We start from the raw sequence: 16,100 nt of genomic DNA on the forward strand, positions 1-16,100 counted from the left end.
AAATCGGCTTGATGTGATTGCCAACAAGGACATTCAAATGGACGCCGACGTTACGAAAGTATATGGGTGCTCCTGAATCAGGAGCGTTTAATTCGGGTTCGGCCCTTTGAGTTCAACGCCGGTGCGAACAATCGTCGCGCCGCGTTCGGGCCAGTCGCTCAGGTCCAACAGATCGAGCAAGTCCTGCATTTTCAGGGACGCTCCATCGGCTAAGACCATGCGGGCGAAAAGTTGGTTGTCTTGCAGTTCAATCGTGGGCAAATGTTCTTTCACGATTGCGGTGACCGTCTTGCCTTTGCGTTCGACGGAGACCGATTCTTTTTGTTTCAGAGCTTCGATGTTTTGGTTGACTTGTTCGCGTTTGGATTCGTCCCAGTCATCAGGGAACGACACGGTGTATTCGGTTGCCTTGATGCGAGCTTTCTTCACGCCTTCCGGGATCTTTTCGACCGAATGAATCGTGAGGCCGGGTTGCTCGTCGCCTCTTAGACGCTGCAGCAATTCGTCGGCTTCGAGGTCTTCGCACAAATCGATCTCGGCCACTTCGTCGAGGCTTTCAATCCCAAGTGGCAACGCCGAGGGGAATGCGATTCGAGGCGTCGGGTGAAAGCCTTCGGTCATCGACAAGGGCAGGGCGACTCGGCGTGCAACACGTTCGAACAACAGGGCCAAGTCGCGGTGGCTGATCCAACGGAGCAAACCGGTCTTCGCGAAACGAACGCGATAGCGAACCCGCAGTTGATCGGCGGGGTGCAGATTGGGTGATTGCCGAGAAGGCCGCGTTCTCATTGCATCACCAATTCAGGAGCCAAGTCGGACAGGCGATCCAGCAAATACAGGTCGACGTCGCGAGCGGCTTCTAGTTTCATCACGCGTTCGGCGATCGCTTTGCATTGATCGATTGAAACGTTGCGGATGACTTTTTTCACTCGAGGCAGCGCCGACGGCGGCACGCTGAGATTGCGAACGCCCATGCCGAGCAATAACAGAGCACGACCGGGGTTACTGCTCATCTCACCGCAGACACTCACGGGCGTTTGGCTCTTTGCCGCCACATCGATGCTGTGCTGAATCAGTCGCAGCACCGCGGGGTCGCTCGATTGGTAGAGGTCCGCCACGTATTCGTTACTGCGGTCGACAGCCAATGTGTATTGGGCCAAATCGTTGGTGCCGATGCTAAAGAAATCGACTTCGCTGGCGAAGTGTTCCAGCATCATCACCGCGGCGGGAACTTCGACCATCATTCCAACGGGCAGATCGCTGCGATACGGCAGGCCAGATTCCTGCAGGTCCTCAGCGACAACGTTCAGCAGCATGCGTGCCTGTCGAAGTTCGTTGATCGTTGTGATCAACGGGAACATCACGCGAACGTCACCGTGCACGGCAGCTCGTAGAACAGCACGAAGCTGTGGTCGGAACACGTCGAGATTGCGAAGGGACAGGCGGATGCTTCGCAGTCCCAAGAACGGATTGTTTTCGCGATGAGCCATGTTGCCACGGCCCATTTTGTCAGCACCCAAGTCGAGCGTCCGAATGACGACCGGGCGACCGTCCATCTTCTGAACGACTTCGGAGTATGCCTGGTAATGGTCTTCCTCCGACGGTTCGTCATCGGAAGACAAGTACAAGAATTCAGTTCGATAAAGACCGATCCCATCCGCGCCACGATCAAGGCAGGCCGCGGTCTCGTGGGGGAATTCGATATTCGCGTTGAGTTGAATGCGAACGCCGTCCGTCGTTTCCGCCGGAAGTTGACTGAGTTCCGCGAGCCGCACGGCCAGAGAGCGTCGATACTCCGCTCTTTCGCGGTAGTTTTCCAGGACGTCGTCGTCTGGATCGACAATCAATTTGCCGCGGTCACCGTCGACGATCACGCAGTTGGAGCCGGCGATCTGATGCAGGAAATCACCAATGCCGACCACGGCTGGGATTTCGAGGCCTTTTGCCACAATCGCGGTGTGGCCACCGGGGCCGCCGGTTTCGGTGCAGAAGCCTTTGACGAATCGCCGGTCAAGATTGGCTGTTTCGCTGGGCGTCAGCATGTGCGAAAGCACGATGACAGGTTCGCTGAGGTCCGACAGGGGTTGGCGGGTGACTGCACCGAGTTGCATCAGGAGTTGTCGCTCGATGTCCAGCACGTCTTGAGCTCGATCGGCCAGCAATGGGTTGTCGAGTCGACGAAGAGCCGTAGCGTAATTGTGGAGCACACCGCTAACTGCGAACGCGGCTGATTGGCGATCTTCACCGATCCGGCGTTGCAATTCGGAGTGCAGTCGCGGGTCATGCAACATCTGCAATTGGGCCGCGAAGATGTCGCCGGTGGAACGTCCGGCGGTGGCGGTGGTTTCCAGCCGACTGTGTTCTAGGTGGGCGCTGACCAAGTCGACCGCTGTGTGCAGACGCGCGAACTCATCCTCGACGTCAGACGCCGGGACGATGCAACGCGGGATGCGGTATCCGTCAGCGTCCAGCACGAGGGCTGGGCCGATGGCGACACCCGGTGACACGGGAATGCCTTGCAATTCAAGCATCATGCTTCGATGCCGAATGACTCGATCCGATTGGTTTCTTCTTGTGCGTTCAGCGGTCAGGAATGTGCCAGGCACAAACCAAGTTTTCCAACCAACTGATCTTCGCTCGCCGGGTGGCAGTTTCTTCACCACCCACATCAAATTTCAGGTCGTATGAATGGTCAGACTGCGTGAATTCCGGGCAGTGGATATCGCTGGGGAGCGATCGATTCCGCAACGCCAAATTCATGCAGCCCGCCGTTTCAAAACGACTGGGATGAGGCGACACCGAAAGCGATCAACGAAGTCGCCGGGTTTGGGCGAGTGGTGAGCGTTTTCGGTTTGTGGCTTCGTGACGAAGCTTCGGTGTTGGTTGTTTGAAAGGCTGTCTAAACGCGAACCGGCACCACCGGGCAATGGGAAACAGGGATCGGGAAAAACGACATTTTGATCTCTCTACGAGGGTGATTGGTCGGGAGAATCGCTGGTGCCGCCGGCCGAGCAGGCAGGCGAACCAGGGTTCTCGTCAAGTTCGTGAAAACCGAGGTCGAACAAACGACCGACGGCTTCGAGGGCTTGTTCGGCGTCTTGTCCTTGCGCGGATACCGTCAGGTCGGTTCCTTCGGTGGCACCGAGTGTCAACAGAGACAGGATGCTACGGCAATCCACCTTTTCAGATCCCTTTTGGAGGAAGATCTGGCATTGGAATTCCGACGCGCAGCGCACCAGCAAATCGGCTGGTCGGGCGTGCAAACCTTGGCGATTGACGACACGAACAGTCCGCTCGTGTATTGGGGCACTCATGCGATCACCGCGGTGCGGGTGACAGTGGAATCAACATTGCAAACGGCAGTGGGAATCGCAGAGCCAATGGCAATCGGCGCGGGTCCGGTGCTGCCTGGGTGTTTGTTCATGTTGAAGGATTGTTTTAGCAGGAAAGCGTTCAACCGGCGGCAAATTGGTTGTCGTCGGCTTCTTGCAGCAGTTGTTGGATATCGTCGGCAGTCTTGCTCTGTTTGAGGAAGCGGCAGAACGATTCGTCACGCAGTTGGCGAGAAATGTTCTCGAGAGCACGCAGGTGGTCGCCGGGGCGTTCGGGCGGGCTAATCAAGAGGAAGAACAGTTGAACACGTTCACCGTCGAGCGAGTCGAAATCGACTCCTTGCTCGCTGACACCCACGGTGCCAACAAGTTGCTGAACGCTGGGATGTTTGGTGTGAGGGACGGCGACGCCACGGCCGATGCCGGTGCTGCCGAGTTCTTCCCGCTTCATGATCGCAGCGACGATATCGTCACGTTGGTCAGCGGAAATTTCGCCGGCATCAAGAAGCGACTGGACCAGTTCGTCGATCACCGCTTCTTTGGTTGTGGCGGTCAATTCGGCGCGGATCGCGCCGGTTTTTACAAAGTCGGAGAACTTCATGGAACAAATTGTCTGAAATGCGAATGAATGGAAGCGTTTAGTGGAAATGCCGGCACGGATTCGCAACGAGGACGGGCCGAGGGCTCATTCGTCGTTGGTGTCGACGCTTTCGATATGTTTGTGGGCGGTGGCTCGATGTTCTGTCTTTTTCTCTTTCAGCTTCCGCAACTGTTGTTCAGCTTTGGGGATGGCGGAGTCCAAAGCAGCGATGACGGTTGTCGCTTCGGCGTGCGCGATCAAATCGTCAGAATGCTCGACGGAAATTCGAAATTCGACGTGTGGTTTGTCGAGATTTCCGAGGTCGATTGTGACGTCGATCGCATTCACTCGATCGTAAAGACGTCGCAGTTTGAGGGCTTTTTCTTCGACCAATGCTTGGTCGCCGGGTTGCAATGCCCCGTGACGGGCGGAAACGTTCACCTGCATGCTCAACCTCTTGCTGTTTATTATTTGACATTCGTGCGACCGAACCGGAAGGCTAGCGTTAGCCGTGTCGGGCCCGTCGTCCACAAATCCAAGCGTAGCCGACTTTGCCGTACGCGAACAGCGATCCTTTTGGGCAATTTTTCACATTGCTTGTTGCTTTAGACGCTAGCCCCGTGACAAAACGCTGGCGAATGGATACGCTTCGCAGTTCGTCTACTGGTTTTTGATTGTCCACCCTCCAACCCCCACAGCTCTGATTTATGGCTCGAAAGGTCATCAGCCGTCAGGAAAAAGCTGCCGAAGCAGAAGCCGCTGAAAAGTTGGCCGCTGAGGCCAAGCGAAAAAAAGCGTCCAGCCGGAAAACCAAGAAGGCGGCCGCCGATGTTCGCTTGCGTCTTTATTGGGGTGTCTTTAGTCAAAACTTGAAACGGGTCGCCGTTTTCGAGTTTGACCAGAAAGACGAGGCGCTCAAGCGTTCTGAAGAACTGAGCAAGGGAGGCAAGGCGCCTCACTTCGTTCAGAAGGTCAAAGAAGAGATCAAAGTCGAGTAAGGCAGTGGCGTTTGAACGTGCCCGATTCTTTATCTGCAGCTGGCGCGTCACCTCCTCGTAGCTACCGCTTTCCCGCCGAATGGGAGCCTTGTGAGGCTGTTTGGCTGGCTTGGCCGCACAACCGAGAAACCTGGCCGGGTCATTTTGAGCCTGTGCCGGCCGCTTTTGCTCGGTTTGTCCGTGCGATCCACGAGTCCACTCCCGTGCGAATTCTGGCAGCCGGTTTGGTCGCAGAGGATTGTCGCAGGCATCTGCAGGAAATTGGGTTGGTTGAGAGCGATTCACTGCGACTCGTTGATATCCCGACCAATGACTGTTGGATTCGCGACTACGGTCCGACGTTCGTTTTCGGCCCTGATTGTGAAAAAATTGCCGTCGATTGGCGTTTCAACGCTTGGGGTGGAAAGTACGAGCCCTTTGATTCGGATGCGGCCGCAGGTGCGGAAATTGCGAAAATCGCTGGTTTGAAACGTTTGGACGGCGGTTTGACCATGGAAGGCGGGGCGTTGGAGACCGACGGGGCAGGGCGGTTACTCGTGAATCCGGGATGTCTGCTCGATCCGGCTCGCAATCCTGGCGTTTCGAAAGAGCAGGTCTCGCAGCGACTGAATCAATGTCTCGGCGTGGAAGAAATTGTTTGGATCGACGGCGGTGCTCCCGCGGGCGATGACACTGACGGCCACATCGATCAAATCGCACGGTTTTTGGACCTCGAAAACGTTGTTTGTGCGGTTGCCAGTTCCGAAGACGACGAGAACTACCCGGGTTTGGAGGCCAATTACCGAAAGTTGCGTCTGTGGTCGAGGCAGACGGAAACGGCGGTGACGATCCACCGGTTGCCGACTCCGCCACCCCGGAAAGTGGATGGCGCCGCGGTGCCGCAGAGTTACTGCAATTTCTTGCGGTTGGGAATGGATCGGATGCTGGTGCCAACGTTTCGATCGCCGGATAGCGATCAGCACGCTTTGGCGTTGCTTCGCGAATTGTGCCCCGGCGTTGAGGTTGTCGGGGTGGATTGCTTCGACATCGCTTGGGGGCTGGGTGCGTTGCACTGTGCCAGTTGCCACGAGCCGGCTGTCGTGAGGTCGTCCGCGGCCGAGGGATCTGACGGCTGAGTTGGTGCAGTTCTCTGTTCGCCCGGTTCATTGAGCGAGAAAGCTGGGGGGCGAGAAATTGGTTGAGCGATCCGCAGGATGGACGGGTTGGCGATCGATGACGCTGCGGATGGCGGTTTTCAGTTCGCCGGGGCTGTGAATTCGGTTCGAAACCTTCGAAATCGGGCTGGGGACGTTGATTCACCCTTGGGCGAAAATCGTCCGAACGTTATACCTAGCGGCTTGACAATCCGACGGATCGTCCATTGATGCCGCGCACGCCGCGATGCCTCGCCGCCCCATTGCAAAATTGCTCGAGAAAATTCGGGTATCACAGGGACACTCTTGTAGAGAAAAGGGTGTCAGAGATGGGGAGCGGAGCCCGATCAATCGATGTCGGTCGGCCCACGAACCGGTTTCCTGCACGCAGGCAGAGTCCACGCCGCGATTGAAGCCAGTTCAGATCATTGCACACTTTTTGTCGACGCCTAGCTAACGCATCCCGAGCCATTTTTGATCGGCTCCATCGATTCGCTGGTTGGCGTCGCATTGGAAACCACATGCCAGACAATTGGAATATCCTCGCGAGTTTGTTGGGGACACCCAAGCCGCCGGATCGCCCCGCCGCCAAAGTCGAACCTGAAAAACCTGCTGCTGAACCTGAGCCCGTCGCGGAATCCTGCGAATCGAAAGACAAGGAATCTGACGCAGCGCCAGAGCAAAAAGAAACTTCGGAAACCGCACCCAAGAAAGCCTCTGCTTTCTCGAGCGACGACGAAGGCGCCGATGACGTGCTGCAGGCACTCGCCGCCGTCAAGCCACCGCCTAAGTTGCCAGGTTTTGGCGTCGCCGATGAGGACGACGACGCAGGCGAAGCCCCATCCGGATTCGGTGTGGCCGAAAACAAAATCTTCAAGCGAGAATCGCAACTGAAAACGGGTGGAGACGAATCTCCCGCTTCCAAACGCGATCGCAAGCACCGTGGCAGCCCTGATCTGGGCGAGCCTCCACGCAAGAAAGGTGGCGGTGGCGGGTTCGCTAGCGGTTTGCTCGGTAGCGACGACTCAGATGACGAAGATACTTCTGACGTGGAAGCCTTCGATGATGAGTCCGATCTGATCGCATCCGATACCGTTGAAATCGCCGGTTGGGATGCAGATTCGGTCGACGAAACTGATTCGGTTGACGAAGACGATCAAGTTCCCGCCGCTAAGTCCGGTCGAGATCGGAACGCGGGCGGCCGAGGACGTGGCGGACGCGGGCGACGAGGTCGTGACGCCGACGATTCACAGGACGACTCCGGTGAATCGAAGCCTTCAAGCTCATCGCCAGCGAGCGGAGGGCGTGGTGGCCGTCGCGGTCAACGTCAAAAAATGTCCGAGTCGGACGTTGTTGTAGAAGCCCGATCGGAATCGCCTCGCGGTGAACGCGAAGAATCTGATTCCGATTCGTCCGAAACTCGCGGGCGTCGTCGACGTCGTGGTGGACGACGTGGCGAACGATCGGATTCCGATCGCGGTGCAGAAGATCGCCCGAAAGCAGATCGAACCGATTCGGATCGGTCCGGTTCGGAACGGTCAAAGTCCAAACGTGGTGAGCGAAGTCGCTCCGGTGGGCGTGAAGAGACTCGCGCCAAAGCTTGGGATGATTCCGATCTGGAATCCAACGACGATTCCTTCGCGGCCGACTTGTTCGTCGACGATGGCTCGGTTGATGAGCCCGTTGCGGACCGAGACTCCAAGCGATCGCAAGAAGATTCAGATGATGGCGAACCCCGAGCGGGCCGTCGACGTTCGCGTCGCGGTGGTCGTCGACGCGGCGGACGCGGACGCGAAGAGCGTGATTCTTCCGAAGTGAAGGCTCGCGGTGGTCGCGGTTCGGAATCCGACAAAGATGACGACTCATTTGACGACGAGTTACCACGATTCGCATTTGCCGATGATGACGATTCGGTCGATACCGAACCCGAAGAAGCGGCCAGCGAAAAAGAGCCTCGATCTCGAGGTCGTTCGCGATCTCGCGGTGGCCGTAATCGTGATCGGGACAATGACCGAGAACGCTCGGGCGGTTCTTCGCGAGATGGCGGTTCAGATCGTTCGAGTGGTTCAGAGCGTTCCGGCGGCTCAGCCCGCGATGGCGAGCGATCTTCGTCACGTGGACGTCGCGGCGAACGCAAGGATTCTCGCAAGAAAGATCCAGATGTTCCGACTTGGGACGAAATCGTCAATCAGATTGTCGACAGCAATTTGAAGGGTCGTAAGACTCAGCCTCCACGCGGAGGTCGCGGTCAATCAGGCGGCGGAAATTCTCGCGGCCGTCGTCGTTGATGCTGATTGCGGCGTTGGTCGCCGCATTCATTGTCCCAACCGTAAAACCATCCAAAACAATCCAAGCAAATCAATCAAGGAATCACCATGTTTAAAAACTTCTGTCCTTCCGCACTCGGCATCAACGGTCGTCAAAGCGAGTTGATCGAACTGGCCCTGACCTACGCCTTCCGTGGCATGGACGTCGACATGCACGACATGCTTCGTCGTTCGCAACGAACTTCGTTTGACGACGCTTCGAAGTATCTGAAGGCTTCGGAAATCAAGATCGGCTCGTTCCAATTGGCAATCGATCTGGACTCGGACGATGACACTTTCACCGCAGCCGTTGCTCAACTGCACCCGCTCGGCGAAATCGCTCAGCAATTGGGTGCCGAGCGTGCGTTGATTCGTGTTCCCGCGGCAACGAATCGTTTGCCGTTCAACGAGTTCTTCGACGTCCAACGCAACCGTTTGGGGCAAATCGCTGACGTCTTGGGACAACGCGAAATCAAACTCGGAATTGGCTTCCGTGCCGGTGCTGAGTTGTTGGAAGGCAAAGAGTTCACCTTCGTCAACAACGTCGAAACCTTCCGTGCGTTGGTCGACGCCGTGCCAAACGACAACGTTGGCTATGTCATCGATACCTGGGATTGGGTTGTCGGCGACGGTGCGATGGATCAGCTCAGCGAAATCTCGGGCGAAAAGATCGTTGCTCTGCGTCTCGGTTCCGTTCCTGAAGAAGCTGACTTGGCAACTGTTAAGTCGACCGATCGTTTGCTTCCTGAACTGAATGGCATGACTTTGGATCACGTGAAGGTCGTCAGCCACCTGAACGAGACGAACTTCAGTGGCCCGATGAGCCCCACGGCTTCGACGTCACAGTACAAAGGACAGACTCGCGAATTCTTGGTGCAAAAGTCTCAAGAAGCGATCGATGGAATCTGCAAGGAAGCCGGCATGACCGTGGCTCCTTTGCCCATGGATTTGATCGAAGACATTCCTTACGAACCGACCCCTATGTAATCTGACTGGAGATTTTCCATCATGAGTCAATCCGAACCCGACTTACTGGGCCAGCTCGGAGGAATGGATGGCGTCCGTCGTGTTGTCGACGAGATGTACGTTCGGGTTCTTGCGGATCCAGAGTTGACTCACTTCTTTGATGGGGTCCCGATGGAAAAGCTGGCTCGGATGCAAACCGAGTTCATCGCTTCAATCACTTCCGGTGATATTCAGTACACCGGCGCGGACCTGACCAAAGTTCATGCCGGCCGTGGGATCACCGGAGTCCATTTCTCCAAATTCTGTGGCCACTTGACCGATGCGTTGGAAGCAAACAACGTGTCGTCACATGCCATCGATCAAGTGCTCGGCAAATTGGCGATGTACAGTGACAAAATCACTGGTTCGTCAAACGTCGACGGCTAATCTGTCGTCGCCAAGCTTGATGCATTCATCGTTTGCGATTGGTTGATCCTGGCCCGTGTTGGTTCCTGCCGCACGGGGCTCCGATCCTTGGCGTGAACATTCGACTGGGATCGTTCCTGTTACGCACATTCTTTGGTTTTGACTTTCATGACTGCCACCCGTCGTCGTCCCGTTGTTTTGATCGTTCGTGATGGTTGGGGCCAAAATCCTGATCCAAAATGGAACGAGTCCAATGCCGTTCATTTGGCCAGCACGCCAGTGGATGACAAGCTGACTCAAGAGTATCCCAGTGTGCTGATTCATACGTCTGGTGAAGACGTTGGATTGCCCGCCGGTGTGATGGGGAACAGCGAAGTTGGTCACCAAAACATTGGTGCCGGACGGATCGTTGACCAAGAGGTCATGCGAATCACTCGAGCGATTCGGGACGAGTCGTTCTTCAGCAACCCGGTTGTCACCGGTGCAATCGAGCACGTCAAGAAAAATGGCGGGCGGCTGCATTTGTTGGGACTGATGTCCGATGGCCGAGTGCACAGCGATTTGCAGCACGGGATCGCCGTGATTGATCTGGCGAGACGGAACGGTTTGACGGGCGACCAATTGGCGATTCACGCAATCACTGATGGCCGTGACACATCGCCTCGTGGCGGGCTGAAGTTTGTTTCGCAATTGACTGACCACTGCGAAGCTTCTGGTGTCGGCGTCGTCGCTTCCGTGATCGGGCGTTTTTACGCCATGGACCGTGACCTTCGTTGGGAACGAGTCGAGGCAGCGTACAAGTTGATGACACAGGGCACGGGGCAAACCTTCCCGAGTGCCAGTGCCGCAATTGAAAGCTACTACACGAATCCAACTGAAAGTAGCCGTGATGGCGACGAGTTCATCACCGCTTCGTCCATCGTCGCAGGAGGCGGATCGCCCATCACGGTTCAGCCTGGCGATGCTGTGTTGTTCATGAACTACCGTGGCGACCGTACACGCGAAATCACCAAGGCGTTCACGTTCGACGATGCGGCATGGAAGGACATCCCCGGCGGCGGATTCGATCGTGGTGAGAAGATCGACAATTTGTATTTCGCGACGATGACGGGATACGAAACCGGGTTGCCGGTCAAAGTGATCTTCGAGAAGCCCGCCAAGATGCCGAACATCCTTGGCGAGTACGTTGCTTCCAAGGGACTGCACCAATTCCGTTGTGCGGAAACCGAGAAGTACCCGCACGTGACGTTCTTCTTCAACGACTATCGAGACAATCCTTTTGATGAAGAAGAGTGGGGCATGGCTCCTTCGCCACGCGATGTTTCCACCTACGATCAAAAGCCTGAGATGTCTGCCGAAGACATCACCGAAAAGGTGCTCGAGCAAATCAAATCGGGCATGTGTGACATGATCATCGTTAACTATGCCAACGGTGACATGGTCGGGCACACCGGTGTCTTGAACGCAGCGATCAAAGCGGTTGAAAAAGTGGATGCTTGTGTTGGCCGGGTTGTTGATGCGACTTTGGCTGCTGGCGGATCATTGGTTGTGACTGCTGACCACGGCAACTGCGAGCAAATGATCGATCCGGAAACCGGCGGGCCTCACACGGCGCACACGACTTATCAAGTTCCTTTGATCGTGGTGGATCCCGAGTTCGTTGGCAAACCGCTTCGCGAAGGTGGTCGTTTGGCTGACATCGCACCAACCGTTTTGGCTCTGATGGGTTTGGAAGTGCCGCCTGAAATGACCGGCCGTCCACTCATGGAAACACAGACCGCCTGATGTCGGCTGCCCCGCGGGAAGGTTGGACCGTCGGGAATCGAGCCGTCGCGATCATCGCTGCCACGTTATTGTCGGTGGGTTTGATTGCGACGTTCTCACGCATTGTCGTGGACTATCAGACGCCAGGCCCTTTTGATCCTGAGAATCAAGGGCTGTGTGATTTTCACAACGGAATCTATTTTCCAACGCGAGCAGTGTTGGCGGGGGAAAGTCCGTATAGCGATGCTTACGCCGCGAAGTATCCGGTCGCGAGACAGATCCCATTCTTTTCGCCAGTGATTCTGTTGATGCACGCGCCGCTGGCGTTGCTGCCGCTGCATGTTGGCGAAGTGTTGAATGTGATTCTGCAACTGTTTCTGCTGGCGGCGATCGCAATTTTGGTGGCTCGTGAAGCGGGGTACCCAAAGCGATATGACGCGGTGCTCTGCATTGCCATGGCGATGGTTTACAGTCGCGGTGGTCACATCACATTGTTCAACGGCTACTTCACTTTTCAGTTGGTGTTGGCAACGTTTTTGTCAGTCGTTTGGGCTGATCGCCGGCCCGTTCGGGCGGCGTGTGCGTTGTTGGTGGTCTCGGCCAAGCCAACTTATATCTTGCCGCTCGGGTTCCTGATGCTGGCTCGCGGCAATTGGCGAGCATTGATCGTCGGTGCTGTGCTCAGCATCGCTGGCGCCGCGTTGCCGCTGGCTTGGGTCGCTCACCACGAAGGTGACGGCGATGTTGCAGCGGGTGTTTCGATCCTGCAGCAGCAGATTGTCGACACGCAGGAAGTTCACCGTTCGATGGACGACGAGTCTCCCGTGTATTCTTGGACACGGCTTGATCTGTTTGCGATCATCGCGAAATGGCGAGGGGAAGACCCGGGGGATCTGCCGCATATTCTGGCGATGGCGGCGCTGTTGATTGTCCCGATGTGGGTTCTGTTTGTGCGAGCCCGACGGGGCGAGGACGACGGGATTGCTGGCGTGACCGGTGGCGTTTTGCTGACCGCTTTATTGGTCAGTTTGTACCATCAGTCGTACGACTCGCTGCTGATGATCGCGCCCGTTGCCGGGGCTTGGATGGCGAGGCTGGACGGTTGGGCGAGTGTCTCGCCTAAACTTCGTTGGGTTTTGTGTGCCTTGATGGCGTTTCCGGCACTCAATTATTTGTCGACGCGAACGTTCTTGTTGCGGTTCGAATTGACCGAGGTCATGGTGAGAATCTTCACCAGCCTCAATGGGGTTTGCTTGGCGATTTCGTTGGTGATCCTGTGTTGGATCGCGTATCGAAAGCAAGCCGACGAGAAGAATCAGGTCAGTGGGAACGTCGAGTGAGCTAGATTGGGATGGAACTTTGGGGGAATGCATTCGTCCAAAGTTTGTTCATGGAACATCTCCCCCTTGTTGAGATTCGCTCAAATGCTCGATCGATTCCTTTCTTGCGTCCGCTCGCGTTTTGCTCCGCTTGTTCTTGCTGCAGTTCCGGTGGCACTGTTTTCCGCGATGGACGCCCAAGAAGTGGTTGCGCAGCAGGAGGTTGCCGCTGGTCGATCGGGTCCGATCAAGGATGTTTCTTTTCAGGCGTTGTGGTTGATCGAATCCGACGACGCGAACCGGATTGAATATGCGGGGCCCGCGCGCGAGGCATTGACGACGGTTGGATTTGGCCGATTGGTTCCTGCGGGCAGCGCGATGGCATCCGTCACGGTTGGATTGGACGCTCGTGTGGACGGTGGCTCGCGCTACGGTCAATTGCAGTGCCAGGTGCGGTTTCTAAACACGACGGAGTCGGGTGAAGTTCAGGCTCAGGTCGAGTTTAGGACGCAGCCACAATCGGGCATGACCATCGCGACCACTGTCAGAGCACCGGTTGGAAAGTGGTTCCTAGTTGGGGCGGCTGACTCACGAACGGGATTGCCCACTCACGCTGATGATGGCAAACGAGCGGTGATGATCATGAAAGTGACCAAGGATGTGATCACCCTGGAGTGATCGCTGTCTTGGACCAAGGTGTTCGCTTGGTTGGCGATTGAACGCAAAGACGCTAAGTCGCGGAGACGCGTGGCGTTGTTTGGAACTCTTTGCGAACTCGCGGCTTGGCGTCGTTTCGTTAGTAATCTCGCCAAGTCTCGGTGAATCGTCGGCTTAGTTGCCGAGGTGGTGCTGGCGGATCCAGTTGGCCGCGTCGGTGAGGCTTTCTTCGAAGGGGCGGATTTTGTAGTCGAGTTCGCTTTGGGCTCGCGAGCTGTCGTAGTAGTGGTATTGGCTCGACATGCCCACGGCGGCGCTGTTGAAGTCAACTTCGTGTGGCAGCAGTTTGCCGACCACGTCGCCGGCGAGTCCTGCGATCCATCGCTGAGCCGGTCCGGCTCGCATGATGGGCTGGCGGGCTCTCATCGCCTCGGTCATCGCCTTCCAAAGTTCGAGATAACGCATGTTGTGACCGGCCAAAATGTATTGTCGGCCCGATGGGATTTCGTTGGCAAGCAGCTTTTCCGCGGCGCGGATGGTGGCGGCGGCCACGTCGCGGGAATCGCAGGTGCTGTTGCCGCCTGAAGGCGAAAGCGGACGCCAGGCTTTGCTGACTTCCAGCAACATTCGCCCGCTGCTGGGTTTCCAATCCCAGGGACCGAGCATGAACCCCGGGTGAACCAAGACGGCTTTCAGGCCATCTTGGACGCCCTGCAAAACGACTTCATTGCCGGCTCGTTTGCTGAGGACGTAGCTGCACGGGATTTGCCCGCCGGCGTGGTCCAGCGGGGTGTCTTCGTTCGCCACGCCGTTGCGGTCCGCGATACCGAGCGTGTTGACGGTGCCAACGTGAACGAGTTTGCAATCGTGATGCAGGCAGGCATTGACGATGGTTCGGGTGCCGTCGCGGTTGACGGCCATGCTGTCGTCGAGGCGTTTCCAACCCAGGTGGATCATGCCGGCGGAGTGAATGACCGCATCGCAGTCAGCCACCGCATTTTCGATCGCGGTCTTGTCCTGCAGATCGCCGTGAGCGAACTGAGTGTGGATCCCATCGAAGACTTGCGAGTCGGGTTCGCCTCGTACCAGCGCGATTAAGTCGTGACCGGCGCCCGACAGTTGGCGAAGGATCGTGTTGCCTAGCAAGCCAGTGCCGCCAGTCACAAAGACTCGCATGGTTATTCCTTGGGGACCAACGGAATCAGGAGTGGCAGAGTTTTAGCGGAACGGCGCAAGCCGTCCGGTGCCGTGGAACCGGAGGGCTCGCGCCCTGCCGCTAAGATTCTTAAGACGTTTGGCCTTTGTAGTTCCGGTCGACGAACTTGGTGTCCACCGTGCCGCTCACAAAGGCTTCATTCTGCAGGATCCAGTTGTGGAATCCAACGGTCGTGGTGATCCCTTCGACCTGCAGCTCTTTCAAGGCACGCAGCATCGTCGCGATGGCTTGTTCTCGCGTGGGACGATGGACGATCAGTTTGCCGATCATCGAATCGTAGTAGGGCGGAACCACGTAGCCGGACTTCACATGCGAATCGAATCGAACGCCCATGCCGCCAGGCACAAACATCGACTCAATTTTGCCGGGACAAGGTTGGAAGTTCTTCGTTGGATCTTCCGCGTTGAGACGGCACTCGATCGCGTGGCCCGTGCATGTCAGTTCTTCTTGACGGAAGGACAGCGGCAGTCCCGCGGCGACGCGAATTTGCTCTTGGATCAGGTCGACGCCGGTGATCATTTCGGAGACCGGGTGTTCGACTTGGATTCGCGCGTTGACTTCGATGAAGTAGAAGTTGTAGTCCTTGTCGACGATGAACTCGACGGTTCCCGCACCGGCGTAGTCCGCACCGGCGATCATTCGCACAGCGGCGTCGCAGATCGCTTCGCGGCGGTCTTGCGGCAGGTCGGGGCTGGGGGCTTCTTCGACGAGTTTTTGGTGTCGTCGTTGGACGCTGCAGTCACGTTCGAACAGGTGGCAGACGTTGCCGTGCGTGTCCGCGATGACTTGGACTTCAATGTGGCGTGGCTGCTGAATGAATTTCTCCAGGTACACGCCGCCGTTGCCGAAGGCTGCGATGGCTTCGTTGCGAGCCGCTTCGAGTTGGCTCTTGAGGACATCTTCGGTCTCGGCGACCCGCATGCCTTTGCCACCACCACCGGCGGTGGCTTTGATTAGCACGGGAAAGCCAATTTCCTTGGCGGTGTCGATGGCTCGATCGAAGTCCGTGATCAACCCGTCACTGCCGGGAACGACCGGGACGTTTTGAGCGATTGCCATGGAGCGAGCGGTGTTCTTGTCGCCCAGTTTGTCCATCGCGGTTGGCGAGGGGCCGATGAATTCGAAGCCGCTGCTTCGGCATTGCTCGTTGAATTGAGCGTTTTCCGCCAGGAAGCCGTAGCCAGGGTGGATGGCATCAACGCCGGCGACTTCTGCCGTGGCGATGATGCGATCGATTTTCAAGTAGCTGTCCGCACTGCGATTTGTCCCGACGCAGTAGGCATGGTCCGCCAGCTTGACGTGCATGGAGTCTTTGTCGGCTTCGCTGTAGACGGCGACCGACTCGATGCCCATTTCACGGCATGCGCGAATCACACGCAGCGCAATCTCGCCTCGGTTGGCGATCAAAATACGTTCGAACATGG

Annotated in this window: 16 protein-coding genes; 8 read left to right on the top strand and 8 right to left on the bottom strand. The window is 56.8% G+C overall.

The features are described from left to right. Positions 1-87: 87 nt before the first annotated feature. From RE6C_RS26400 to hpf, 6 genes are all read right to left on the bottom strand, one after another. The gene (locus tag RE6C_RS26400; RefSeq protein WP_008661609.1) at positions 88-789 is read right to left on the bottom strand and encodes a TIGR03936 family radical SAM-associated protein; all 702 of its coding nucleotides are present in this window, start codon (positions 787-789) and stop codon (positions 88-90) included. Continuing rightward, positions 786-2,606, bottom strand: coding sequence for a phosphoenolpyruvate--protein phosphotransferase (gene ptsP, locus RE6C_RS26405; protein ID WP_008661610.1), 1,821 nt, complete (start codon positions 2,604-2,606; stop codon positions 786-788). Before ptsP ends, RE6C_RS26400 begins: the two co-directional genes overlap by 4 nt. Next, a complete protein-coding gene (locus RE6C_RS33155; protein ID WP_236618543.1) occupies positions 2,581-2,799 on the bottom strand; it encodes a hypothetical protein in 219 nt (72 codons plus the stop codon). Before RE6C_RS33155 ends, ptsP begins: the two co-directional genes overlap by 26 nt. A gap of 167 nt (positions 2,800-2,966) precedes the next feature. Beyond that, positions 2,967-3,314, bottom strand: a complete 348-nt coding sequence (locus tag RE6C_RS26415; protein WP_008661616.1) for an HPr family phosphocarrier protein — start codon at positions 3,312-3,314, stop codon at positions 2,967-2,969. 139 nt (positions 3,315-3,453) lie between these two features. Then, positions 3,454-3,933: a PTS sugar transporter subunit IIA gene (locus RE6C_RS26420; protein WP_007328918.1), complete on the bottom strand. Its 480-nt coding sequence runs from the start codon at positions 3,931-3,933 to the stop codon at positions 3,454-3,456. 84 nt (positions 3,934-4,017) lie between these two features. Then, positions 4,018-4,359, bottom strand: coding sequence for a ribosome hibernation-promoting factor, HPF/YfiA family (hpf, locus tag RE6C_RS26425; RefSeq protein ID WP_008661619.1), 342 nt, complete (start codon positions 4,357-4,359; stop codon positions 4,018-4,020). 260 nt (positions 4,360-4,619) lie between these two features. On the opposite strand from hpf, the gene RE6C_RS26430 reads away from it, so the two are divergent. The 8 genes from RE6C_RS26430 (at position 4,620) to RE6C_RS26470 (ending at position 13,481) form a co-directional block, all read left to right on the top strand. Next, complete coding sequence (locus RE6C_RS26430; protein ID WP_007328915.1) at positions 4,620-4,910, top strand: hypothetical protein; 291 nt, start codon at positions 4,620-4,622, stop codon at positions 4,908-4,910. Positions 4,911-5,014: 104 nt separating this feature from the next. Then, positions 5,015-6,025, top strand: coding sequence for an agmatine deiminase family protein (locus tag RE6C_RS26435; RefSeq protein ID WP_236618547.1), 1,011 nt, complete (start codon positions 5,015-5,017; stop codon positions 6,023-6,025). 539 nt (positions 6,026-6,564) lie between these two features. Then, positions 6,565-8,331, top strand: a complete 1,767-nt coding sequence (locus RE6C_RS26445; protein ID WP_008661627.1) for a hypothetical protein — start codon at positions 6,565-6,567, stop codon at positions 8,329-8,331. 87 nt (positions 8,332-8,418) lie between these two features. Further along, on the top strand, positions 8,419-9,336 hold the full coding sequence (locus tag RE6C_RS26450; RefSeq protein WP_008661630.1) for a sugar phosphate isomerase/epimerase family protein: 918 nt from the start codon (positions 8,419-8,421) through the stop codon (positions 9,334-9,336). A 21-nt stretch (positions 9,337-9,357) separates the two neighbouring features. Beyond that, positions 9,358-9,741, top strand: coding sequence for a group I truncated hemoglobin (locus RE6C_RS26455; protein WP_201766890.1), 384 nt, complete (start codon positions 9,358-9,360; stop codon positions 9,739-9,741). A gap of 132 nt (positions 9,742-9,873) precedes the next feature. After that, complete coding sequence (gene gpmI, locus RE6C_RS26460; RefSeq protein WP_081605762.1) at positions 9,874-11,505, top strand: 2,3-bisphosphoglycerate-independent phosphoglycerate mutase; 1,632 nt, start codon at positions 9,874-9,876, stop codon at positions 11,503-11,505. Beyond that, positions 11,505-12,824 carry a glycosyltransferase family 87 protein gene (locus tag RE6C_RS26465; RefSeq protein ID WP_008661637.1) on the top strand — a complete coding sequence of 440 codons (1,320 nt, stop codon included), beginning with the start codon at positions 11,505-11,507 and terminating at the stop codon, positions 12,822-12,824. The genes gpmI and RE6C_RS26465 overlap by 1 nt, the downstream gene beginning before the upstream one ends. A 150-nt stretch (positions 12,825-12,974) precedes the next feature. Beyond that, entirely contained in the window at positions 12,975-13,481 is a 507-nt protein-coding gene (locus RE6C_RS26470; RefSeq protein WP_236618544.1) for a hypothetical protein, read from the top strand. Between the two features lie 153 nt (positions 13,482-13,634). Here the strand turns inward: RE6C_RS26470 and RE6C_RS26475 are convergent, their stop codons facing one another. After that, positions 13,635-14,636: an NAD-dependent epimerase/dehydratase family protein gene (locus RE6C_RS26475; RefSeq protein ID WP_008661642.1), complete on the bottom strand. Its 1,002-nt coding sequence runs from the start codon at positions 14,634-14,636 to the stop codon at positions 13,635-13,637. Between the two features lie 109 nt (positions 14,637-14,745). Beyond that, the gene (gene accC / locus RE6C_RS26480) at positions 14,746-16,098 is read right to left on the bottom strand and encodes an acetyl-CoA carboxylase biotin carboxylase subunit (RefSeq protein ID WP_008661643.1); all 1,353 of its coding nucleotides are present in this window, start codon (positions 16,096-16,098) and stop codon (positions 14,746-14,748) included. Positions 16,099-16,100 lie beyond the last annotated feature (2 nt).

The sequence above is a fragment of the Rhodopirellula europaea 6C genome, from assembly GCF_000338295.1.
GTDB classification, from domain to species: Bacteria; Planctomycetota; Planctomycetia; order Pirellulales; family Pirellulaceae; genus Rhodopirellula; species Rhodopirellula europaea.